The 20,774-nt window shown below is 71.0% G+C and carries 21 protein-coding genes; 8 read left to right on the top strand and 13 right to left on the bottom strand.

The window, feature by feature from the left end; all coding sequences use genetic code 11:
- The first annotated feature begins 18 nt into the window (after nt 1-18).
- From ACGF2Y_RS00735 to ACGF2Y_RS00715, 5 genes are read left to right on the top strand one after another with little or no spacing between them, the layout of a single operon-like run.
- The gene (locus ACGF2Y_RS00735; RefSeq protein WP_392941796.1) at nt 19-3,096 is read left to right on the top strand and encodes a lantibiotic dehydratase; all 3,078 of its coding nucleotides are present in this window, start codon (nt 19-21) and stop codon (nt 3,094-3,096) included.
- Nucleotides 3,093-4,286, top strand: a complete 1,194-nt coding sequence (locus ACGF2Y_RS00730) for a lanthionine synthetase C family protein (RefSeq protein ID WP_392941794.1) — start codon at nt 3,093-3,095, stop codon at nt 4,284-4,286. The genes ACGF2Y_RS00735 and ACGF2Y_RS00730 overlap by 4 nt, the downstream gene beginning before the upstream one ends.
- A 58-nt stretch (nt 4,287-4,344) precedes the next feature.
- Nucleotides 4,345-5,352 (top strand): thiopeptide-type bacteriocin biosynthesis protein, encoded by a 1,008-nt coding sequence (locus ACGF2Y_RS00725; RefSeq protein WP_392941791.1) that lies wholly within the window; start codon nt 4,345-4,347, stop codon nt 5,350-5,352.
- Nucleotides 5,352-6,215, top strand: coding sequence for a hypothetical protein (locus ACGF2Y_RS00720; RefSeq protein WP_392941788.1), 864 nt, complete (start codon nt 5,352-5,354; stop codon nt 6,213-6,215). Before ACGF2Y_RS00725 ends, ACGF2Y_RS00720 begins: the two co-directional genes overlap by 1 nt.
- Nucleotides 6,216-6,266: 51 nt before the next feature.
- Nucleotides 6,267-6,638: a hypothetical protein gene (locus ACGF2Y_RS00715; protein WP_392941786.1), complete on the top strand. Its 372-nt coding sequence runs from the start codon at nt 6,267-6,269 to the stop codon at nt 6,636-6,638.
- A 95-nt stretch (nt 6,639-6,733) separates the two neighbouring features.
- Here the strand turns inward: ACGF2Y_RS00715 and ACGF2Y_RS00710 are convergent, their stop codons facing one another.
- The 11 genes from ACGF2Y_RS00710 to ACGF2Y_RS00660 form a co-directional block, all read right to left on the bottom strand.
- Nucleotides 6,734-7,183 (bottom strand): hypothetical protein, encoded by a 450-nt coding sequence (locus ACGF2Y_RS00710; protein ID WP_392941783.1) that lies wholly within the window; start codon nt 7,181-7,183, stop codon nt 6,734-6,736.
- A gap of 99 nt (nt 7,184-7,282) precedes the next feature.
- Nucleotides 7,283-7,876 carry a DNA-binding protein gene (locus ACGF2Y_RS00705; RefSeq protein ID WP_392941780.1) on the bottom strand — a complete coding sequence of 198 codons (594 nt, stop codon included), beginning with the start codon at nt 7,874-7,876 and terminating at the stop codon, nt 7,283-7,285.
- A gap of 165 nt (nt 7,877-8,041) precedes the next feature.
- A complete protein-coding gene (gene mutM / locus ACGF2Y_RS00700; RefSeq protein ID WP_392941778.1) occupies nt 8,042-8,899 on the bottom strand; it encodes a bifunctional DNA-formamidopyrimidine glycosylase/DNA-(apurinic or apyrimidinic site) lyase in 858 nt (285 codons plus the stop codon).
- Nucleotides 8,900-9,046: 147 nt separating this feature from the next.
- Nucleotides 9,047-9,871: a ribonuclease III gene (gene rnc / locus ACGF2Y_RS00695; protein WP_003965979.1), complete on the bottom strand. Its 825-nt coding sequence runs from the start codon at nt 9,869-9,871 to the stop codon at nt 9,047-9,049.
- A 19-nt stretch (nt 9,872-9,890) separates the two neighbouring features.
- Complete coding sequence (gene rpmF, locus ACGF2Y_RS00690) at nt 9,891-10,064, bottom strand: 50S ribosomal protein L32 (protein ID WP_003965982.1); 174 nt, start codon at nt 10,062-10,064, stop codon at nt 9,891-9,893.
- 2 nt (nt 10,065-10,066) lie between these two features.
- Complete coding sequence (locus ACGF2Y_RS00685; protein WP_392942558.1) at nt 10,067-10,681, bottom strand: YceD family protein; 615 nt, start codon at nt 10,679-10,681, stop codon at nt 10,067-10,069.
- 216 nt (nt 10,682-10,897) lie between these two features.
- The gene (locus ACGF2Y_RS00680; protein ID WP_392941775.1) at nt 10,898-11,986 is read right to left on the bottom strand and encodes an ATP synthase F0 subunit B; all 1,089 of its coding nucleotides are present in this window, start codon (nt 11,984-11,986) and stop codon (nt 10,898-10,900) included.
- Nucleotides 11,987-12,085: 99 nt separating this feature from the next.
- On the bottom strand, nt 12,086-12,565 hold the full coding sequence (gene coaD, locus ACGF2Y_RS00675) for a pantetheine-phosphate adenylyltransferase (RefSeq protein ID WP_392942556.1): 480 nt from the start codon (nt 12,563-12,565) through the stop codon (nt 12,086-12,088).
- A 26-nt stretch (nt 12,566-12,591) separates the two neighbouring features.
- Nucleotides 12,592-13,176: a 16S rRNA (guanine(966)-N(2))-methyltransferase RsmD gene (gene rsmD / locus ACGF2Y_RS00670; RefSeq protein WP_392942554.1), complete on the bottom strand. Its 585-nt coding sequence runs from the start codon at nt 13,174-13,176 to the stop codon at nt 12,592-12,594.
- A 141-nt stretch (nt 13,177-13,317) separates the two neighbouring features.
- Nucleotides 13,318-15,540 (bottom strand): ATP-dependent DNA helicase RecG, encoded by a 2,223-nt coding sequence (gene recG, locus ACGF2Y_RS00665; RefSeq protein WP_392941773.1) that lies wholly within the window; start codon nt 15,538-15,540, stop codon nt 13,318-13,320.
- Nucleotides 15,541-15,592: 52 nt separating this feature from the next.
- Nucleotides 15,593-17,275: a DAK2 domain-containing protein gene (locus ACGF2Y_RS00660; protein WP_392941770.1), complete on the bottom strand. Its 1,683-nt coding sequence runs from the start codon at nt 17,273-17,275 to the stop codon at nt 15,593-15,595.
- Between the two features lie 421 nt (nt 17,276-17,696).
- Between ACGF2Y_RS00660 and rpmB the strand changes: the two genes are divergently transcribed.
- Nucleotides 17,697-17,882 (top strand): 50S ribosomal protein L28, encoded by a 186-nt coding sequence (gene rpmB / locus ACGF2Y_RS00655; RefSeq protein WP_003965989.1) that lies wholly within the window; start codon nt 17,697-17,699, stop codon nt 17,880-17,882.
- A 116-nt stretch (nt 17,883-17,998) separates the two neighbouring features.
- Here the strand turns inward: rpmB and thiD are convergent, their stop codons facing one another.
- Together thiD and ACGF2Y_RS00645 are read right to left on the bottom strand one after the other, a co-directional pair.
- Nucleotides 17,999-18,808 (bottom strand): bifunctional hydroxymethylpyrimidine kinase/phosphomethylpyrimidine kinase, encoded by an 810-nt coding sequence (gene thiD / locus ACGF2Y_RS00650; RefSeq protein ID WP_392941767.1) that lies wholly within the window; start codon nt 18,806-18,808, stop codon nt 17,999-18,001.
- Between the two features lie 17 nt (nt 18,809-18,825).
- A complete protein-coding gene (locus tag ACGF2Y_RS00645; protein ID WP_392941765.1) occupies nt 18,826-19,806 on the bottom strand; it encodes a thiamine-phosphate kinase in 981 nt (326 codons plus the stop codon).
- A 219-nt stretch (nt 19,807-20,025) separates the two neighbouring features.
- On the opposite strand from ACGF2Y_RS00645, the gene ACGF2Y_RS00640 reads away from it, so the two are divergent.
- Both ACGF2Y_RS00640 and ACGF2Y_RS00635 read left to right on the top strand, forming a co-directional pair.
- On the top strand, nt 20,026-20,259 hold the full coding sequence (locus ACGF2Y_RS00640) for an Lrp/AsnC family transcriptional regulator (protein ID WP_392941763.1): 234 nt from the start codon (nt 20,026-20,028) through the stop codon (nt 20,257-20,259).
- A 20-nt stretch (nt 20,260-20,279) separates the two neighbouring features.
- Nucleotides 20,280-20,768, top strand: coding sequence for a DUF3515 domain-containing protein (locus ACGF2Y_RS00635; protein ID WP_392941760.1), 489 nt, complete (start codon nt 20,280-20,282; stop codon nt 20,766-20,768).
- The last annotated feature ends 6 nt before the right edge of the window (nt 20,769-20,774 follow it).

The raw sequence follows: 20,774 nt of genomic DNA, 5'->3' as shown, positions 1-20,774 counted from the left end.
GGGGAGGGAAAGCTGCGGATGTACCGGTACGTGGACGCGGCCCTGCTACGGGCCGCCGCCTATCCGAGCGGGCTGACCACCCCGCCCCGGCCGGAGCCGACCGGCGACGCGGCGGTGGGCACCGGGCGGTGGCAGGCGTGGATCACGCAGGTGTGGGCCATCGGCTCGGTCGCCGAAGCGGTCGAGCTGGCCAGCCCCGCTCTCGCCCGCCGCATCGAGGAGATCCGGGCCGGGCAAGTACGGCAACCCAAGCAGGTCCGGCGGGCAGCAGGCGCGCTCGCCCGCTACGTCCTGCGGTTCCAGCACCGCTCCACCCCCTTCGGCCTGTTCGCCGGCGTCGCCCCCGCCCGCATCGCAGACACGCTCACCCTCGACTGGACGGACGTGCACCGGCCCACCGCACGCGTGGACTCCGTATGGCTCGCGGACGTCATCGATCGCCTGGAGTCGATACCCGAACTGCTGCGGCGCCTTCCGGTCGTGGCGGACTCCACCTGCTTCGTGCGCGACGGACGCCTGGTCGTGCCCTGCCAGCGGCCCGGCCGTGACAGTGACCGCGGACCCGGCGAGATGAGCGTGCGGCACACCCGCGCCGTGCAGATGGTCATGGACGCCGCCACCGCGCCCGTCAGGGTCGGCGACCTGGCCGCCAAGCTCGCCGCCGAATACCCCGGCACCCCCACCCGAGCCGTCGACACCCTGCTGGCCGAACTGGTGGCCCGCCGCGTCCTGCTCACCGCCATACGCCCGCCGATGACCGTCACCGACCCCCTGGGCCACGTCATCACCGCGCTGGAGACGGCAGACGCCGTGCACGTCGACACCGTGCGGCCCCTCCTGAACGCGCTGAAGGACATCCGGGCGACGCTGACCCGGCACGATGCGGCTCCCGCATCCCAGCAGAGAAATCTGCGGAGCTCGGCCACCGAGGCGATGACCGTCCTCGCCCCGGCCGCGCAGGCGCCCCTGTCCGTGGACCTGCGGCTGGGTGCCGCACTGGCCCTGCCCCAGCTGGTGGCCCGCGAGGCGGAGAAGGCCGCGAGTGTGCTGGCCCGCCTGACACCGTTCCCGTCCGGCTCGGCGGCCTGGCAGGACTACCACGCTCGGTTCCTGGAAACCTACGGGCCCGGCGCGCTGGTCCCTGTCCGCCATCTCACCGACCCTGACACGGGCCTCGACTTTCCCGCAGGATTCCGGGGCTCCCGCCTTGCCCGGCCCGCCCCGGCCCTGACCGCCCGCGACGAACAACTCCTCGCGCTCGCCCAGCACGCCGCCTTCGACGGTGTCCGCGAAGTCCAGCTCACCGACGCGATGCTGACCGGCCTGGAGCACGCGCAAGGCGGCGTCCCGCTGCCGCACATCGACCTGCGCTTCCACCTCCAGGCCCCCACCCGCCGGGCCGTCGAGAACGGCGACTTCACGCTCCACATCAACGGCATCGCGCCGGCAGCCGGGGTCACCGCAGGCCGCTTCCTCGATCTCCTCGACGCCGCCGACCGCGACCGCATGACCGCCGCGTACACCAGCCTGCCGACCCTGACCAGCGGCGCCAGCCGGGTCCAGGTCTCCAGCCCCGCCCTGCACATCCGCACGGACAACGTCAGCCGAGCCCCCGCCACGGAACCCCACGTCATATCCATCGCCGAACACCACCCAGGCACCCCCCCGGAGCTGGACGACCTGGCGGTCACCGCGGACGCGACCGGCTTCCGCCTGGTCCAGCTCTCGACCGGCCGGACCATCGAGCCGCTCGCGCTCAACGCGGTGGACCTGGGCACCTTCACCCACCCGCTGGCCCGACTGCTGGTCGAACTGCCCCGAGCCCGCGCCGCCGCCTTCGGCCCGTTCGCCTGGGGCGCCGCCGCCCGTCTGCCGTTCCTGCCCCGCATCCGCTACGGCCGCACCGTTCTTTCCCCCGCCACCTGGCGCCTCACCGCCGCCGATCTCCCCGCCAGGGGCGCCGGGTTCACCCCGTGGGCCGAGGGCCTGAACGCCTGGCGGCATCGCCTCTGTGTCCCCGCCACCGTGCACCTCGGGGACGACGATCAGTGCCTTCGTCTGGACCTGGAACAGCTGGCCGACACGATGCTGTTGCGCGCCGAGCTCGACCGCGCCGGACACGCCGTCCTGCGCGAAGCAGGCGACGAGGCGGCCTGGGGGTGGATCGACGGGCGGCCCCACGAGATCACCCTGGCCCTCGCCTCCACCGCCCCGCCCGCCACGCACCGGGACGCGGCGGAAGGCAGGGCGGCCGTCGGCCGGGACCACGGGCACCTGCCCGGTACCTCAAGGTGGGCCTATCTCAAGCTCTACGGACACCCCGACCGCGTCCCCGACCTCCTCACCCGCCACCTGCCCCGCCTCCTCGACGGCTTCGACGAGGCGCCCCAGTGGTGGTACGTGCGCTACCGCGATCCGCACGACCACCTGCGGCTGCGCTTCCACCTTCCGCATCCGGAGGCGTTCGGCGAGATAGCCGCCCAGGCGGGTGCCTGGGCGGCCGACCTTCGCCGTCGCGGACTGCTCGGCCGTATGCAGTGGGACACCTACTACCCCGAGACCGGCCGCTACGGCACCGGGACGGCGATGGCCGCGGCCGAGACGGTGTTCGCCGCTGACTCCAGCGCCGCCCTCGCCCATCTGACCTGCGTCGCCGAGAGCGGGGCCGACCCCCACGCGCTGACCACCGCCGGCCTCGTCAACCTCGCCGTCTCGTTCACCGGCGACGCTCCGCGCGCGATGCGCTGGCTGATCGACCACATCGACCCCAGCGCCGCCTCGCACCCGGCCCGCCCTGTCCACCAAGACGCGATGCGCCTGTCCAACCCGGCCGACGACTTCGCCTCCGTACGCGCTCTGCCCGGCGGCCAAGCGCTCACCGCCGCCTGGGCGATCCGCCGCCAGGCCCTTGTGCACTACCGCTCCGTCCTCGCGGCCACCAACACGAAGGCACCGGAGATGGTGCTGCCGTCCCTGATGCACCTGCACTACCTGCGTACGGCCGGGATCGACCAGGCAGGCGAGGACATCTGCTCACGGCTGGCCCGCTCCGCCGCGCTGGCCCAGACCGCTCGTCGCCAAGGAGCCCTCGCGTGAACCCATCGACGACCACCGACCCGGAACTCTCCACCCCCGGCCACGACCCCGCTGCTCGCGCTCTGCGCGCTCAGTCGCTCGCTCACGGCGCCGTCGGCACCGCGCTGCCGCACATCGAGCGCGCCCACCGCGGACTCACCTCCTGGGACGACGCACACGCCCTCCTCGCGTCATGCGCCAAAGACCTCCTCGTCGGCGAGGACGCCTCGCTGTACGTCGGGGCCCCGGCCGTCGCCTTCGCCCTGCACTCCGCGGCCCGGGGAACCGGCCGCTACAGCGGCGCCCTGCATGCCCTCGACTCCCAGATCACCCAGCTCACCCGACAGCGCATCCACGCGGCTCACGCGCGCATCGACCACGGAGACCGTCCCCGAGTCGCCGAGTTCGACCTCTTCTACGGGCTCACCGGCCTGGGCTCCTACCTGTACAGCCGCGACCCGGCCGCCCCGGTCCTGCGCGAAGTACTCACCTACCTGGTGCGACTGACACTTCCCCTCGACGGCGACCCGGACCAGCTCCCGGGATGGTGGACGGAACTCGATCCCTCCGGCAGGCGCCCAGCGGAGTTTCCCGGCGGGCACGGAAACCTGGGAATGGCCCACGGCGTCGGCGGAATTCTGTCCCTGCTGGCCATCGGCGCACGGGCGGGAGTGATCGTGGACGACCAGATCACGGCGATGAAACGGATCTGCGACTGGCTGGACCACTGGCGCCAGGGCAGCGAGACCAACCCGTGGTGGCCACAGTGGATCACCCTGGCCGAGCACCGCACCGGCACCGTGACACAGCCCGGCCCGCTGCGGCCGAGCTGGTGCTACGGCACCCCCGGCCTCGCCCGCGCCCAGCAACTCGCCGCCCTAGCCCTCGGCGACACCGACCGACAGCACCTCGCCGAACACGCCCTGCTCGCCTGCCTGTCCGACCCCGACCAGCTCGGCCGCATCCGCGACGCCGGGATCTGCCACGGCGCCGCCGGCCTGCTCCACACCACCCACCGCGTCGCCCGCGACGCCATCGTGACCGGCTTCGACGCCCACCTGTCCAGCCTGCGCACCCTGCTCCTGAAGCAGCCCCCAACCGACGATGACGGATTCCTCGACGGTGAAGCCGGACGCGCGCTCGCTCTGCAGACCGCCCAGACCCCGGGCACCACGGTCTCCGGCTGGGACGCCTGCCTGCTGTCCGGCTGAGCACCCCCCGCCACCGCCGCAGATCCCGTCCGGCTTGTCGTCGAGAAGAGGCCACCCCATGCCCCCGAACCCCCGCACCACAGAGGTCCTCGTCCTGGCCGTCCTCGCGGGAACGCCACTGGACCAGGCCGCCGCCCAGACCCCGATGGAACCCGCCCACCTCGCCGAGGCCGTCGAGGCGTACAAGGCCGCCGGACGCGCCGCCCTCGAAACACAAGCCGGCCTCCGCGACTGGTACCAGGTCCGCATCCAGTTCACCGACTGGGACAGCGCCGAACGGACCGCCGCCGCCCACCTGGGCCCCCAGCTGCAGCAAGCCCAGGAAGCCGGGACGATCGCCGAGTGGTGGTTCCTGCGCAAGCGCCCCTGCTGGAGGCTGCGGTGCCGCCCCGGCCCGAAGGCCACCAGAACCGAAATGACGGCCGCCGTCGGCACCGTGCTCGACACCATGGCCGCCGACGGCACCGTCGAACGCTGGTGGGAATCCCTCTACGAACCCGAAGAGCTCACCTTCGGCGGACCGGCGGGCATAGACATCGCCCACGCCCTCTTCCACGCCGACAGCCGCGGCACCCTTGAATACCTGCGGCACACGCCCGGACTGCCGAACCAACTCGCCGTCGGCAGACGAGAGTTGTCAGTCCTGATGTGCAGCACCCTGCTCCGCGGCGCCCGCCAGGACACAGGCGAGCAGGCCGACATCTGGCACCGCGTCGTACACGAACGCCCCCTGGCCGCCGAACCTTCGCCGGACAAACTCAACGACATGACCTCCGGCCTGCGAAGACTCATCAGCCTGGACACCTCGCCCACCGGCACCCTCTTCGCGCCCCACGGCCCCCTCGCCTTCGCAGCTGAGTGGTCCGATGCCTTCGCCACCACCGGCAGGCGCCTGGCCGACGCCGCCCGCGACGGCACCCTCGAACGCGGCCTGCGCGACACTCTCGCCAGCCACGTGATCTTCCACTGGAACCGCCTCGGCCTGCCCGCCGCCACCCAGGCCGTACTCGCACGGGCCGCCCGCACCGCCATCCGCACCACTCCCGACGATCGCCTGGCGCCGTAATGCATCCCGAACCCGACGACCCCCAGGTCTCCGTCCGGATGCGGACCGCCCACCACCGAGCCCGCACCGCCCTGGACGCACGGCCCCACCCGGGCGGGCACGAAGCATGGGGCTGGCACGGCCGAACTCTCGGCCGCCCCGTCACTGCACACGACGGCCCCGCCTGGCTCCGCCTCGCCGCCGCACCCCTCGACCAGGCCGACTCCACCTTCTGGAACGGCTCCCGCGACGCCAAGGACACCATCCCGAACAGGGTGCCCCGCCCCTGCCTGCGCACGATCCACGACTGGAACGAACCGCCATGGCGCTACCGCGCCGAGCTGTACGACCATGTCGACGAACACCCTGTCACGGCCTCTCCGATCCTGACGACGGACCCCAACCCGCCCACATCGTGGTGGACATCCCTGCGTTCCGCCCTCGGCACCGTCGCCACGACCCCTACCGCCCGTCACACCACCGACCAGCAATACCTCGACTGGGCCATGCCGAAATTCCTCAGTCCCGCCGTCGACACCCGAGCCCCGTCCTGGAACACCGCCCACGGCGACATGCACTGGGCGAATCTCTGCGCGCCCCAACTCACGATGTTCGATTGGGAAGGGTGGGGGCTCGCACCCACCGGCTACGACGCCGCCACCCTCCACAGCTACAGCCTCCTCGTACCCGACGCCGCTTCCCGCATCCGCCGCGAGTTCGCGGACGTGCTAAACACCCCAGCCGGCCGCTTCGCCGAACTCGCCGTCATCACCGAACTCCTCGAGAGCACCACCCACGGCGACAACCTCCCGCTCGCCGAACCGCTCCGACAACGGGCAGCCCACTTGCTGAGGGACGACGCCGCCGGAGAGATTGCCCCTTAACGCAAAGAATCCGGAGCTCTCTTGCGACTCCGGAGCAACCCCAACCCGGCTGTGAGCACCGTGGTGTTCGTCGGCGAGATGGTGCGCGCCGTGCGGCATCGTGACGAGCCGCGGACTCAGGTGCGTCTGGCCAGCTCGTTCGAGGGGTACGTGTCGAGCCTTCTGGTCAACGGCGCAGGCTTGGGCGTTTTGGGCATCATGGAGATCGAGGATGATCTACCTGTGGTGCTGATGGTGCTGCTGACTGGGTGGTGTCTGTCCAACCTCGGCGTCAGCGCCGTGGTGTTCGTCGTGGTGGCCCAGTCGAGGATTCGGAGGCCGACAGCGTGGGCCGAGCTCGATCTCGTCGGGCAGCATGCCCCGAAGTACGGCCGGCCGCCGGAGACGATCGAGGAGTACCGGGCGCAGCAGCTTCAGGAGTAGGCGTCAGACTTGACCAGCCGAGGAAGGACAGAACCCCGTGGACGCGATACCCACGGGGTTCTGTGCTGCTTGGCCGGCCGAGCGGGACGTCGACGTTACTTCCCGCACTTGGCCTTGAAGCCGTCCAGCAGAGCCTTGCCAGCATCGGAGTTGTCACGCACGTACGCGCTACCGCTGATGCTGATCGAGGTGTCGCTGGTTGAGATGGACTCACTGCCGGTCCGCTTGTTGCGGCTGTCCTCTCCGGCGACCGTCCAGATGATCTGGGACTGATCCTTGTTGAACTCGCCGGTGCTGGTCACGCCCGGCTTCTCGTAGACACCATCGCAGGTGTACTCATGATGCGAGACACTGTTGCCTTTGACGACCAGCTGGCCGAGTTCGGACGTGCCGTTGACGTCCTTGACGTAGTAGGTACCGTCGAACTTGCTGCCGCTGTCGCCGCTTCCGCTGCAGGCGGTGAGTATGAGTGAGCCCGCGGCCAGAGCCGCGATGGACACGGCGATCTTGGCCCGCGTCCTACGTGCGGTCCTGGTGATGCTCATGGTGTTCCCCCCTTCGTTCGTTCTGGATAGTCGGTTTAGGACAGAAGGCCAGTCAAAATAACCTATGGATAGGCGACTTTGACTGACCCGCACCGCCTGTCAGGCTCCTTCTCGGAGGTTGTCGAGCCGATGCTCAGTCAGCGCCAGCGCGACCTCGGACTGATTGAGCGCGTGTTCGCCGTCCTGGATGCGCCACTGCAGACGCTGCACGGGCGGGGCGTCTGCTTCTTGGACTGCCAAGTCACCGAGTTCACGCAGCTCTGCGTACGCTCCCTGCAGCTGTTCCTCGTGGTGTGCTGACCGGACCCTGAGGCGGCCGACCCGCTCTTCCCACCAGCGCACCCGCGACTCTCGGTCGAGCGTAGTCTTCCCCTCGATCCAGGCACGGAGCTCGGTTGGGTCGACGTCACTCGGGAGCCCGGTGGCGAAAGGCCCCTCGGGGTCCGGCATGTCGATAGGGATGTGCGACAGCAGCACCGCGGGGGTTGTGTCGAGCACATAGGCGATCGCGACAAGATCGTCGACGGTCACGGGGCGAGCACATCGCTCCATCTCAGCGAGGGCGTCGGCCGAGATCGGGTGATCAAGCATCAGGAGCACATAGGCCAGCTCGTCGATGGTCAGTTCGCGCAGCTGGCGGTAGTGGGTGATGGCGTCGGACACAGCAAGGGACGTGGGAAGGGGCGACGGCATGCATCGATCATAAGCGTGCTCGGCGCGGCCCCCGGGTGAATCGTCACATTGCTCCCGGGCGTCGCCACATAGACGTTCGATGGGCCTCAGGAGCGACATCCTTCGCGCCTTTGCATGACTCGTGACCCGCGAGGCCGCACTCAGAGCGGTACGCCTGAGGGGTGCTCATCGGCGGCGAGGCACCGGCTGGCACTTTGGGCAGAAGTATGAGGAGCGGTTCATCCATGCCCGGCGGCGGATCGCCGTACCACAGCGCACGCAGGGCTCGCCCTCGCGACCGTATGAATGTAGTTCTCTGTCGAAGTACCCGGACTCGCCGTTCACGTTGACGTACAGGCTGTCGAAGCTGGTGCCGCCCTGCGCGAGCGCCGCGTTCATGACGTCGCGGGCGTGGCCGAGCAGCTCGGCGGACCTGGGGCGGGTCAGGGTCGCAGTGGGCCGGTCGTAGTGCAGCTTGGCGCGCCAGAGCGCCTCGTCCGCGTAGATGTTGCCGACGCCGCTGATCAGCGACTGGTCGAGCAGGGCGCGCTTGACCGTCGTACGGCGCAGGCGCAGCGCGGTGTGGAACGCGGCGTCGTCGAAGAGCGGGTCGAGGGGGTCCCGGGCGATGTGCGCGATGGTGTCCGGCAGGCCGTCGGGGGTGTTGTCGTGCAGCGAGAGCCCGCCGAAGGTCCGCTGGTCGACGAAGCGCAGCTCGGTGCCGAGCGCGTCGTCGAACCGCATCCGGATCCGCAGGTGCTTCTCGTCGGGGGCGTCCGCCGGCTGCACCAGCAGCTGTCCGCTCATGCCGAGGTGGCCCAGCAGCGAGGAGGCCGCCCCGTCAATCGGCACCCAGAGGTACTTGCCGCGGCGCATCGCCGCCCCGAAGCGGGCTCCGCGCAGCCGGGCGGCGAAGTCGACGCCGCCCGCGAGATGCCGGCGGACCGAACGCGGGTGCAGGACCTCGACCTCGGTGACGGTGCGGCCGCTGACCCAGCGCTCAAGGCCCCGGCGTACGACTTCGACCTCGGGCAGCTCAGGCACGATGCACTACTCCAGACACGACGACGGTAGTACGGGAGCGGATCTTCCGGCGAACCGCTCCCCCGGACGTACGGGAAAGCCGCGCAGGCTCCCCGGGACAGGGAAAACCCCCCGGTGCGCATGGCACCGAGGGGTTCCCGTTTCGCTTCAGGCCGGAGCGGCGTCCGTGTTCGGCGACGGATCGGCAGGGGTGTCGGCGGCCCCTCCGTCGGCCGCGGACTTCTCCGCGGCCTGCCGTGCCTCTGCGGCGGCGCTGATCTCACGCCAGGCGGACTCGGCCGCCTGCTGCTCCGCTTCCTTCTTGCTACGGCCGGTGCCGGTGCCGTACGAGACACCACCGACGCGAGCGGCAGCAGTGAAGGTCTTCTCGTGATCCGGGCCGGTCTCCGTGACGAGGTACTCGGGTACTCCGAGGCTCTCGCTCGCGGTGAGCTCCTGGAGACTGGTCTTCCAGTCCAGGCCGGCGCCGAGGTTCGAGGACCTGTCGATCAGCGGGTCGAAGAGCCGGTGGACCAGCTCCGAGGCCGCGCTGAGGCCCTGGTCGAGATAGACCGCGCCGATCACTGCTTCCAGTGTGTCGGCGAGGATGGAAGCCTTGTCCCGGCCCCCCGTGCCCTCTTCACCGCGGCCGAGCCGGATGAAGGAGCCGAGTTCGAGGCCGCGGCCCACTTCCGCAAGTGCACGCGAGTTGACCACCGCGGCCCGCAACTTGGCCAGCTGGCCTTCGGGCAGGTCGGGGTGGGTGCGGTACAGCGTGTCCGTGACCACCAGGCCGAGCACCGAATCCCCGAGGAATTCGAGCCGCTCGTTGGTGGGCAGACCGCCGTTCTCGTATGCGTACGAACGGTGGGTCAGCGCACGCACCAGAAGGGCGGACTCGAGGTGATACCCGAGCCGCCCTTCCAGAAGCGTGTGGGACGAGGCTGTGTTGACGTTGTCTGCCTGCTTCTTGGCGCTGGACAACTCAGACATCGGGCCTCTCACCAGCCGCTCAGACCTCGAGGACCTGGCGCTTGTTGTAGGTGCCGCAGCTCGGGCACGCAATGTGCTGGAGCTTGGGCTCCTGGCAACGCTCGCACGAAACCAGGGTGGGGACCGCAGCCTTCCACTGCGACCGGCGGTGGCGCGTGTTGCTGCGCGACATCTTCCGCTTCGGAACAGCCACGGCTACTTCTCCTGCTTCTCGTCGACGCCCGGTTCGGCGCCGCCCATGTTGTCCTTCTCGCCGTCCTGAACGGTCTCGGCGAGTCCTTGCAGTGCCGCCCAACGAATGTCGAGGGCATCGTGGTGATGGTCCGGATTCTCGTCCAGCCTGATTCCGCACTCGGAACACAGACCGGCGCAGGTCTCCTTGCACACCGGCTGCATGGGCAGTGCGAGCACTACCGCGTCACGCAGCATTGACTCGAGGTCGAACAAGCCGTCCTCGAGGAAGAACCTGTCCTCGTCGTCCTCGGCGTCGTCGGCCGGTTCCGCCGCACTGCTGCGGCCCCGGTCGTCGGCGTCAGGGTACGAGAACATTTCCTGGAAGTCCGCGTCGACCTCTACGGTCAGCGGCTCCAGACACCTTACGCACTCCCCCTCGGCGGTCGCACGGGCGGTGCCTGTGACAAGCACCCCTTCCATGACCGATTCGAGGCGGAGGTCCAGCTGCACGGGCGCGCCTTCCGGCACGCCGATGACGCCGTCGATGCCCAGGACCGGTGAACCGGGTGCGTCCACCGAGCGGGTCAGCCGCTTCAGGGCACCGGGACGCCGGCCCAGCTCGCGCGTATCGAACACGAGAGGGTTGCGGTGGTCGAGGTGGCCGTTCAGGGCTTTTCCTGCTTTCGAATCATGGGTGTCGTGCTGCGAAGGAAGGGCCGTCTGCGGTCCGGAATCACACCGTCCCGATCCGTGGATGAAACGGGCAGCCGAGATCACGGACCTATGCGCGACCGAGGATTCAGGATACTGGACGGACCGCTCAGCACCCAATCGGGGCGGCCCGCCCCGGGGTCAGCGGCCCTGTTCGTACCGGCGCAGCTGTTCCAGGTCGATCATGCCGGTGTCGAAGAGGCTGGTCTCGTCCAGCGCGCCCCCGCCCTGCTGGTCGGGCGCCCGGCCCTGCGACTGCTGCTGCCAGTCGTAGTCCGGCTGGGTCCCCGGCCGGGGCGGGTACCCGTTCGGGTCGTAGCTCTCCTGCTGCTGGTACGCCGCGTACGGGTCGGGCTGCTGCTGGTAGCCGTACGCGTCCTGGACGCCCTGCTGGAGCTGCTGCTCCTGGTAGCCGTACGCCGCCTGCGCGTAGTGCGGCTCGGCCTGCGGCTGCGCCGGGTACTGGGGCTGCTGGGGCGCCTGCCGCGGTTCCGGGGCGTGCTCGGCGAGGCCGGCGAGATAGTCGGCGTCGCTGGTGTGCCCCTGGCCGCCCGCGGCGTCCTGGGCGGCGATGTGCGCGCCGAGGTCGTCGCCGGCGACCCGGCCGTGCAGCTTCTGCCGACCCCGGCCGACCGCCTCCAGAGTCCCCGCGAGAACGGCCTCGAAGGCGCCGAACTTGGCGTCGACATAGGCGTCGGCCCGCTGCCGCAGGGTCTCCGGGTCGGCACTGCGCTCGGGGGCCTCGGCGAAGTCGGGGTCCTGATAGCCCTGCTCGTCCGGACCATGGCCACGGCCGAGGAGCTTCTCGCGGCCCCGGTCCACGGATCCGATGGTCTTGGAGAGGACGACCTCGAAGTTCGCGAGCTTGCTGTCGACGTAGTCGTCGGCCTCGGCCCGGATCTCCTCGGCCTCGCGGCGGGCCTCGGACAGGATCCGGTCGGCCTCGCTCTGCGACTGGCGGGCGATCTCGGTCTCGGAGATCAGCGAGCCGCGCTGGTGGTGGGCGGACTCGATGATCCGCTCGGCCTCCTGCCGGGCCTGCTCGGCGAGCTGCTCATGGCCGCCGATCAGCTCCTGGGCGTGGGCGAGGGAGCCGGGCAGGGCCTGGCGCACCTCTTCGAGCATGGCGAGCAGCTCGGCGCGGTTGACCACGCACGAGGCCGACATGGGCATGGATCGGGCGCTCCCGACCGCTTCGACGATCTCGTCGAGCTTCTTCTGCACGTCCACCGTGTGCTCGCCACTCTCTGCTGCTCTGTTGGAGACGGACGGGACGACTGTAAGGCCAGTCGGCCGCCGCCCGACACCTGGTGACGGCCCGTCAGCACCTCAGCGTTGGCCGAGGCGCCCCACGAGTGCCTCGTGGACGGTCGGCGGCAGCAGGTGGGAGACGTCGCCGCCCCAGGTCGCCACCTCCTTGACCAGCGAGGACGACAGGAAGCTGTACGTCGGGTTGGTCGGCACGAAGAGCGTCTCGACGCCGGAGAGGCCGTTGTTCATCTGGGCCATCTGCAGTTCGTAGTCGAAGTCGCTGACGGCCCGCAGGCCCTTCACGATCGCCGGGATCTCCCGCTGCTTGCAGAAGTCGACCAGCAGGCCGTGGAAGGACTCCACCTCGACGTTGCCGAGGTCGGCGGTGACCTCGCGGATCAGCTCGATCCGCTCGTCCACGGTGAACAGTCCCTTCTTGGACTGGTTGATCATCACCGCCACGTGCACCACGTCGTACAGCTTCGAGGCTCGGCCAATGATGTCGAGATGTCCGTTGGTGATGGGGTCGAACGACCCCGGACAGACGGCGCGGCGCACTGTGATTCCCTCGCTCTCCGGTCCGGTCATCGTGCGTCTTCGCACGTAGCGGCGGCGCGACCGTACCAAAGCGTTCCCTCGCCGTAGCGACGGGCCCGCAGTGGCTCGAATCCGGCGGGCCAGCCGAATTCTCCGCCCCGGGTGCTGCGTTCCACCGTGACGAGCACATCGGCTGTGAGCCACCCCTGAGCACGGAGTGTGAGCAGGATCTCGCGAAGATCGTCGTCGGTGACGGCGTAGGGCGGGTCCAGGAAGACGATGTCGTACGGGTCCGAGGGCGCCGGTCCTGTCACGATCTGCTCGGCTTTCCCGGTGCGGACTTCGGCGCCGGGAAGACCGAGCGTCCGGACGTTGTCCCGGACGGTACGGAGCGCCTTGGGGTCGGCCTCGACGAGCAGGGCGTGGACCGCCCCCCGGGAGAGCGCTTCGAGGCCGACTGCGCCGGATCCGGCGTACAGATCGGCGACCCTGGTCCCCGCCAGGGTGCCGAGCAGCGCTTCCCAGGTGGAGAAGAGGCCCTCGCGCGCACGGTCGGAGGTGGGGCGGGTGCCGGTGCCGGGCGGGACGGCCAGGCGGCGTCCGCCGGCCGAGCCGGCGATCACGCGGGTCATGGGTGTGAGGTCCTCGGGGTCGTGGTCGTACGGCGCACGGGGCCGTCGGCGGTCGGCGCGCGCGCTGTGCGCGTGCCGTGCGTCCACGATATGGCGTGCGGCTTCCACCGGCCCGTCCGCCTCTCCCCCGCTCCCCGGCCATCACCCCTTGTCGAGATACTCCTCACGGTCCTTGTCCAGGAGAGCGGCCAGCACCGTGCGCAGCTCCGGCAGGTGCTCCAGCTCCGGGTCGGCGGCGACGACCGCGACGGCCTCCTCACGGGCGGCGGCGATCACCTCCTCGTCGTCGATGACCGTGAGCATCCGCAGCGAGGAGCGCACTCCGGACTGGGCCTGGCCGAGCACATCGCCCTCGCGGCGCTGTTCGAGGTCGACACGGGAGAGCTCGAAGCCGTCCAGGGTGGCGGCGACGGCGGAGAGCCGGGCGCGGGCCGGGCTCGCCTCGTGGGCCTCGCTGACCAGCAGGCAGAGTCCCGGGGCGGAGCCACGGCCGACGCGACCGCGCAGCTGGTGGAGCTGGGAGACGCCGAAGCGGTCGGCGTCCATGATCACCATGGCGGTGGCGTTGGGGACGTTGACCCCGACCTCGATGACAGTGGTGGCGACCAGGACGTCCACGTCCCCGGCGGCGAACCGGCGCATGACGTCATCCTTCTCGTCGGGGTGCATCCTGCCGTGCAGCACCTCGACGCCCAGTCCGGCCAGCGCGCCCTTGCGCAGTTCGTCGGCGATCTCCAGCACGGCGAGCGGCGGCCGCTTCTCGGGGTCCTCGTCGGGGGCCGCCTTCTTGGCCTTCGTCTTCTTCCCGCCCTTCCCCTCCGTCTCTTCCGCGTCGTCGCCGATGCGGGGGCAGACCACGTACGCCTGGTGGCCGTTCTCCACCTCCTCGCGGACGCGTTCCCAGGCGCGGCTGAGGAAGTGGGGCTTGTCCTTGGCGGGGACGACATGGCTGGCGATCGGGGAGCGGCCGGCCGGGAGCTGGTCCAGGACGGAGGTCTCCAGGTCGCCGAAGACGGTCATCGCGACCGTACGGGGGATGGGGGTGGCGGTCATGACGAGGAGGTGGGGCGGCTGCTTGCCCTTCGAGCGCAGGGCGTCGCGCTGTTCCACGCCGAAGCGGTGCTGTTCGTCGACGACGACCAGGCCCAGGTCGTGGAACCGCACCTTGTCCTCGATCAGCGCGTGGGTGCCGATGACGATCCCCGCCTCGCCGGTGACCAGGTCGAGCAGGGCCTGGCGGCGGGCGGCCATGCCCATGGAGCCGGTGAGCAGCACGACCTTGGTCCCGCGGTCCGCGCCGCCCAGCATGCCCCCTTCGGCGAGCTCGCCCATCATCTCGGTGATCGACCTGTGGTGCTGCTGGGCGAGGACTTCGGTGGGCGCGAGCATCGCGGCCTGTCCCCCGGCGTCGACGACGGTGAGCATGGCGCGCAGGGCAACCATCGTCTTCCCGCTGCCCACCTCTCCCTGGAGAAGACGGTGCATCGGGTGCTCGGTGGCCAGGTCGTCGAAAATCTCCTTGCTGACCTTCTCCTGGCCCTCGGTGAGGGTGAAGGGCAGCTTGGCGTCGAAGGCGTCCAGCAGTCCGTCCGCGACGGGGCGGCGGGCGAAGGCCGGGAGCTGGGTGTCGGCGTACCTGCGGCGGGCCAGGGCGACCTGGAGCACGAACGCCTCGTCCCACTTGAGCCGGGCCCTGGCGTCCTCCACGTCCGCCTTCGTCTGCGGGCGGTGCACCTTCAGCAGGGCCTCGGGCAGCGGGGTGAAGCCCCGGCCCTCGCGCAGGGAGGCGGGCAGCGGGTCCACCGCGTCCCGCGCGCTGGGCAGAACGGCGTCCACGGCCTTGGCGATCCGCCAGGAGTCGAGCTGCTTGCAGGCGGGGTAGATCGGCAGCAGCCGTCCGGCGAAGGCGTCCACGGCCTCGCTCGCCTCGTCGGCGCCGGAGGCGTCGAGCAGCTGGTACGTGGGGTGGGCCAGCTGCATCTTGCGGTTGAAGACGGAGACCTTGCCCGCGAACATCGCCTGGCGGCCCGGGAGCAGCTCCTTGTGCGGCTTGTGGACGCCGTGGCCGAAGAACACCAGCTGGAGGCGGCCGCTGCCGTCGGTCAGGGTGACCTCCAGGCGTTTGCCCCGGCCGTTGTTGAACATCAGGACGCGGGCGTCGGCGACCTGGGCGACGACCGTGACGTGCTCGTCCAGCGGGAGGTCGGCCAGCGCGGTCAACTTGCCGCGCTCCTCGTACCGCCGCGGGTAGTGGTGCAGCAGATCACCGACCGTGTGCAGGCCGAGGTGTTCGGCCATCACCTTCGCGGTGGCTCCGCCGAGCAGCTTCAGAAGAGGTTCATCGAACGAGGACACGCGATCCATTGCACACCACGGCACTGACAACCGTCCGCCGGGCACGCTCGCGTGGGTGCGGCTACTCGACGCCGATCAGCAGCGGCGCCCGCTGGTGGCCGCCCCGGTAGACGACCGTGTCCACGGCGAGATGGCCCTCGCGTACGTGTTCCTCCAGGGCGTCGGCGAGCGCGTCCGGGACGTCCTCGCCGAGGACGAGGGTGACCAGTTCACCGCCGGCCGCCAGCATCCGGTCGAGCACGGTGCGGGCGGTGGCCGGGACGTCGGCGCCGATCACGGCCACGTCGCCGTCGATCAGGCCGAGGATGTCCCCGGCCTGGCAGATCCCGGCCATGGTCCACGACTGGCGTTCCGCGACGGCCAGTTCGGCGTAGCGGGTGGCTCCGGCGGCGGCGGTCATGGCGACCACGTCCTCGTCGAAGCCCCGGTCGGGCTCGTGGACGGCGAGGGCGGCGATGCCCTGGACGGCGGCGCGGGTGGGGACCAGGGCGACCCGGACCCCCTCGGTCCTGGCCTGTTCGGCGGCGGCGGCCGCGGTGTGGCGCAGGGCGGCGTCGTTGGGCAGGAGCACCACCTCGCGGGCATGGGCGCGGCGGATGGCGTCGACCAGTTCGCCGCTGGCGGGCGGTTCGCCGGGGCGGGCGATCACGGTGGTGGCGCCGGCCTCGGTGCAGAGCCCGGCCAGTCCGTCGCCGGGGACCACGACGACGACGGCGCGGCGCGCGGGTTCGGCCTGGACCCGGAGGTCGTGGCCGCTCTCGGTGGCGAAGTGGGTGATCCGGATCCGGTACGGCCGGCCGGCCTCGACGCCCGCCTCCACGGCGGCTCCGGCGTCGTCGACGTGGACGTGGACGTGCCAGAGCCCGTCGCCGCCCACCATGACCAGGGAGTCGCCGAGGGCGTCGAGCCGGGTGCGCAGCCGGGCCACCTGCTCGTCTCCGGCCTCCAGGAGGTAGATCACCTCGAACGCGGGCCCGGCGCCGCCGTCCTCGGGGCATCCGGACAGGCCCTCCCCGCCGGGCACGCCGCCCGCCGGAAGCCCGACCACCGATCCGCCGTCCACGGGCGCGGCCGCCTTCCCGGACCCGGTGCGGGACCCCCGTACCGGAGCCTGCCCGGTGACCGTCTCCACCAGCGCGCCCAGAACCGTGGCCAGCCCCCGGCCCCCGGCGTCGACCACGCCCGCCCGGCCGAGGACGGCGAGCTGCTCGGGCGTCTTCGCCAGGGCCACGAGCGCCCCCTCGTACGCGGCGTTCACGACGGCCCGCAGATCGGGGTCCTCCCCCCGGGCCGCCTCGGCGGCCGCGGTGGCGACGGTGAGAACCGTGCCCTCGACGGGGTGGGCGACGGCCTGCCGGGCGGCGTCGGCGGCGCGCGTGAGGGCGAGGCGCAGGTGGGCCGCGTCGCCGCCGTCGGCCAGTACCCCGGCCATACCGCGCAGCAGCTGGGCCAGGATCGTGCCGGAGTTCCCGCGCGCGCCGATCAGGGCGCCGTGCGCCATGGCGCGTACGGCGTCGGCGGTGGCGGGCGCGGTGGTGCCCGTCTCGTGCGCGGCGAACACCGCCTCGACGGCCGCGGCGGCGGACTCGACGGTCAGATAGAGGTTGGTGCCGGTGTCCCCGTCGGCGATGGGGTAGACGTTGATCGCGTCGATCTCCGCGCGCTCCCGGCCCAGGGCCTCCAGGGCCAGTGAGCACCACGTGCGCACCGCGACGGCGTCCAGATCGTCGGGGAGCTGCGGCACCGATGGTCCTCCTCGATCGGCCGTGGCAACGGGCTGCACCGCAGGGTACGGCCTCCCCCACGATAGGGAGTGGATCAGCGGGCGGCGTCATGGGGCTTCGATGGCAAGGCGGAGGAGGGAAGCGACGCGGAGCGTCGTTGACCGACGACCACGCCGCGAGCGGAGTCCCAGGGCGTCGGGAGGCCCGCTCCCTGTCGCAGGGGAGGCCGTCAGCCCGGTTGCCGGGGGTCCCGGCCCGGACAGGGGGCGGGAGGGCGGGCGGCCAACCCGTGGTAGTTTCGTATCTCCGGAGCAGGCGTTGTATGCTGCTCCGGTTGCCCGATGAGAGTCGGGCCCATTCCTCCGGTACCGCCACTTCAGTCAAATGAATCCGGCGCGCCGGAATTCACTGTAAGTGCATCTGAAGTCTTTGGAGTGACCCGTGGCTGCCAACTGCGACGTTTGCGGCAAGGGGCCGAGCTTCGGCAACAGCATTTCGCACTCGCACCGCCGTACGTCCCGTCGCTGGAATCCCAACATCCAGCGCGTGCGTGCAGTGGTCGGTCGGACGCCGAAGCGGCTCAACGTCTGCACCTCGTGCATCAAGGCCGGCAAGGTCGCGCGCTGACGTCCCCGTCGTAGCGCAGCCTTCCGGTTGCCCAAAAAGCCGGTCCACCTCGGTGGACCGGCTTTTTGCCGTGCTCAGGAGGCTGCTCAAGAGGCTGGTCAGCCGGCCAAAGCAGCTCAGCCGGCCGCCCGGGTCAGCCAGCCGTGGTCGACCGGGCCGATGCCGCCGCCGAGCGGGAAGCCGGCCTCGATCGCGCCGGTGACGTACGCCTTCGCGTCCCGTACCGCCGCGGGCACGTCCCTCCCGAGCGCCAGCCCGGAGGCGATGGCGGAGGCCAGGGTGCAGCCGGTGCCGTGGGTGTGGCGGTTGTCGTGCCGGGGGGCGCGCAGCCAGTGTTCCGCGCTCCCGTCCGTGAGCAGGTCCACCGGCTCGCCGGGGAGGTGGCCGCCCTTGATCACGACCCAGCGCGGCCCGAAGGCGAGGATCCCCTCGGCGGCCCGGCGCATTCCGCTCTCGTCGGTGACCCGGACGCCGGTGAGCTGGGCCACTTCGTCGAGGTTGGGGGTGGCGACGGTGGCGACGGGCAGCAGCTTCGTCCGTACGGAATCGAGGGCCTCGGCGGCGAGCAGTGCGTCGCCGTGCTTGGAGACGCCCACCGGGTCGACGACGACGGGGGCGTCGGTGCTGGCGAGGAGTTCGGCGACGGTCTCCACGAGGGCCGCGGAGGCGAGCATTCCGGTCTTCACGGCCTGGACGCCGATGTCGTCGACGACGCTGCGGTACTGGGCGCGTACGGCGTCCACCGGCAGCTCCCACGCACCCTGGACGCCGAGGGAGTTCTGCGCGGTGACGGCGGTGAGCACGCTCATGCCGTGCACGCCGAGTGCGAGCATCGTCTTCAGATCGGCCTGGATCCCCGCACCGCCGCCGGAGTCGGATCCGGCGACGGTGAGCACGCGGGGCGGTACAGCGGTACGTATGGGCATACGCAGCAATCTAACGCTCACCCGCGCGGCTGGGTGTCCTCGATGGAGCCGAAGTGGTCCCAGCCGCCCTTGCTGGTCCAGGGTGCGCCGTCGACGGTGACCTGGGGCAGGGCGGAGGGGTTGAGGACCTCGCCGATCACCTTCCAGCGGGCGGGCAGCTTCACGTCCGGCGGGAAGGTCGCCACGATCGCGTGGTCCTCTCCCCCGGTCAGCACCCACTGGAGCGGGTCGACGCCGACGGCCTGGCCGATGTCGGACATCTGCGAGGGGATGTCGATGAGGCCGGAGCGCAGGTCGATGCGGACCTTGCTGGACTCCGCGATGTGCCCGAGGTCCGCGACGAGGCCGTCGCTGACGTCGGTCATCGCGGTGGCGCCGAGTCCGGCGGCCGCGGGGCCCGCGTGGTACGGCGGTTCGGGGCGGCGGTGGGCCTCGACGAAGGCGCGGGGCGAGCGGAAGCCGCGGGAGAGCACGGCGTACCCGGCGGCGGACCAGCCGAGCCAGCCGGTGACCGCGACGACGTCGCCGGGGCGTGCGCCGCCCCGGGTGACCGGTTCGTGGTTGCGCAGATCGCCGAGCGCGGTGATCGCGACGGTGATCGTGTCGCCGCCGACCACATCGCCGCCGACCACGGCCGCGCCCGCCACCTGGCACTCGTCGCGCAGCCCGTCCATCAGCTCGGCGGCCCAGGTGACGGGGAGGTCGGCGGGGACGACGAGGCCGAGGAGCAGCGCGGTGGGCACGGCGCCCATCGCCGCGATGTCGGCGAGGTTCTGGGCGGCTGCCTTGCGGCCGACGTCGTACGCCGTCGACCAGTCGCGGCGGAAATGCCGCCCTTCCAGCAGGATGTCCGTACTGGCCACGACCCTGCGGTCGGGGGCGGCCACGACCGCGGCGTCGTCGCCGGGTCCCAGCCGTACCGCCGGAGTGGTGGTGAGCCGGGACGTGAGCTCTCTGATGAGCCCGAACTCCCCCAACTCGCCCACGGTTCCCTTCACCGAGTCTCACCTCTCCTTTATCGCCCCGGTCACCCGTCCGGGCCCCCGGTCGCGAGCCGTCTGTGCTGTCGGTACCGTCAAGAGATACGTCAACTTCTGCGCTCTGTACGCCACGCTGTGGACGTCATCCGGCCCACAGGTCTCCCCGTGGCCCGCGGCAACGCGATAACGTGGCGTCCCTTTCCCCCACATGATCCTCGTGGCCGCCCTGGAGGTTCCGTGGTACAGGCGTACATCCTCATCCAGACCGAGGTGGGCAAGGCGTCGATCGTCGCCGAGACCATTTCCAAGATTCCGGGAGTCATCCAGGCAGAGGACGTCACCGGTCCGTACGACGTGATCGTGCGGGCCCAGGCAGAAACGGTCGATGAACTCGGCCGCATGGTGGTCGCCAGAGTGCAGCAGGTGGACGGCATCACACGAACCCTGACCTGCCCGGTCGTCCACCTCTGACCCCCGTCTAGGCTGGGCCGGTGACGTCATCCGCCCGCCGTTCCCCCCGCTCGATATTCCTCGGTCCGTCCGCTGCCGTGCTCGTGCTGGCCGCGGCGGGCTGTTCCCTCAGCGACGCGCGGCCCTCGGTCACGGTTCCCACACCGTCCTCGGAGGCCGCCGCGTACTGCGCGGCCCTGCACGAGGAACTGCCGAAGACCGTCCTCGAACTGGAACGCAGCGACCCCTCCCCGGATTCGGAGCTGACCGCCGGCTGGGGGGACGGGGCGATCGTACTGCGCTGCGGGGTCCCCCGGCCCGCGAAGATGGACGACCCCCAGTCACCGGGCGTCGAGGCGGACGGGGTGGGGTGGATGCTGGAGGAGCCCGAGGGCTCCGGTCCGCGGTTCACCACCACGTACCGCGAGGCGTACGTCGAGGTCACGCTCTCCTCGGCGTACGCCCACGACATCACGCCGCTGGCCTCGTTCGCCGGTCCGGTCTCGAAGACGGTCCCGAGCCGGTTCTGACGCGGT

It is taken from the genome of Streptomyces sp. NPDC048142, from assembly GCF_043202835.1.
Classification (GTDB): Bacteria; Actinomycetota; Actinomycetes; order Streptomycetales; family Streptomycetaceae; genus Streptomyces.
This window is presented reverse-complemented; position numbering and strand designations above follow the sequence as displayed.

Coding starts and splice junctions, on each gene's coding strand:
- ACGF2Y_RS00735 (WP_392941796.1), top strand. CDS start 19: ATGTACCGGTACGTGGACGCGGCCCTGCTACGGGCCGCCGCCTATCCG.
- ACGF2Y_RS00725 (WP_392941791.1), top strand. CDS start 4,345: ATGCCCCCGAACCCCCGCACCACAGAGGTCCTCGTCCTGGCCGTCCTC.
- ACGF2Y_RS00720 (WP_392941788.1), top strand. CDS start 5,352: ATGCATCCCGAACCCGACGACCCCCAGGTCTCCGTCCGGATGCGGACC.
- ACGF2Y_RS00710 (WP_392941783.1), bottom strand. CDS start 7,183: ATGAGCATCACCAGGACCGCACGTAGGACGCGGGCCAAGATCGCCGTG.
- ACGF2Y_RS00705 (WP_392941780.1), bottom strand. CDS start 7,876: ATGCCGTCGCCCCTTCCCACGTCCCTTGCTGTGTCCGACGCCATCACC.
- rnc (WP_003965979.1), bottom strand. CDS start 9,871: ATGTCTGAGTTGTCCAGCGCCAAGAAGCAGGCAGACAACGTCAACACA.
- rsmD (WP_392942554.1), bottom strand. CDS start 13,176: ATGACCCGCGTGATCGCCGGCTCGGCCGGCGGACGCCGCCTGGCCGTC.
- recG (WP_392941773.1), bottom strand. CDS start 15,540: ATGGATCGCGTGTCCTCGTTCGATGAACCTCTTCTGAAGCTGCTCGGC.
- thiD (WP_392941767.1), bottom strand. CDS start 18,808: ATGCCCATACGTACCGCTGTACCGCCCCGCGTGCTCACCGTCGCCGGA.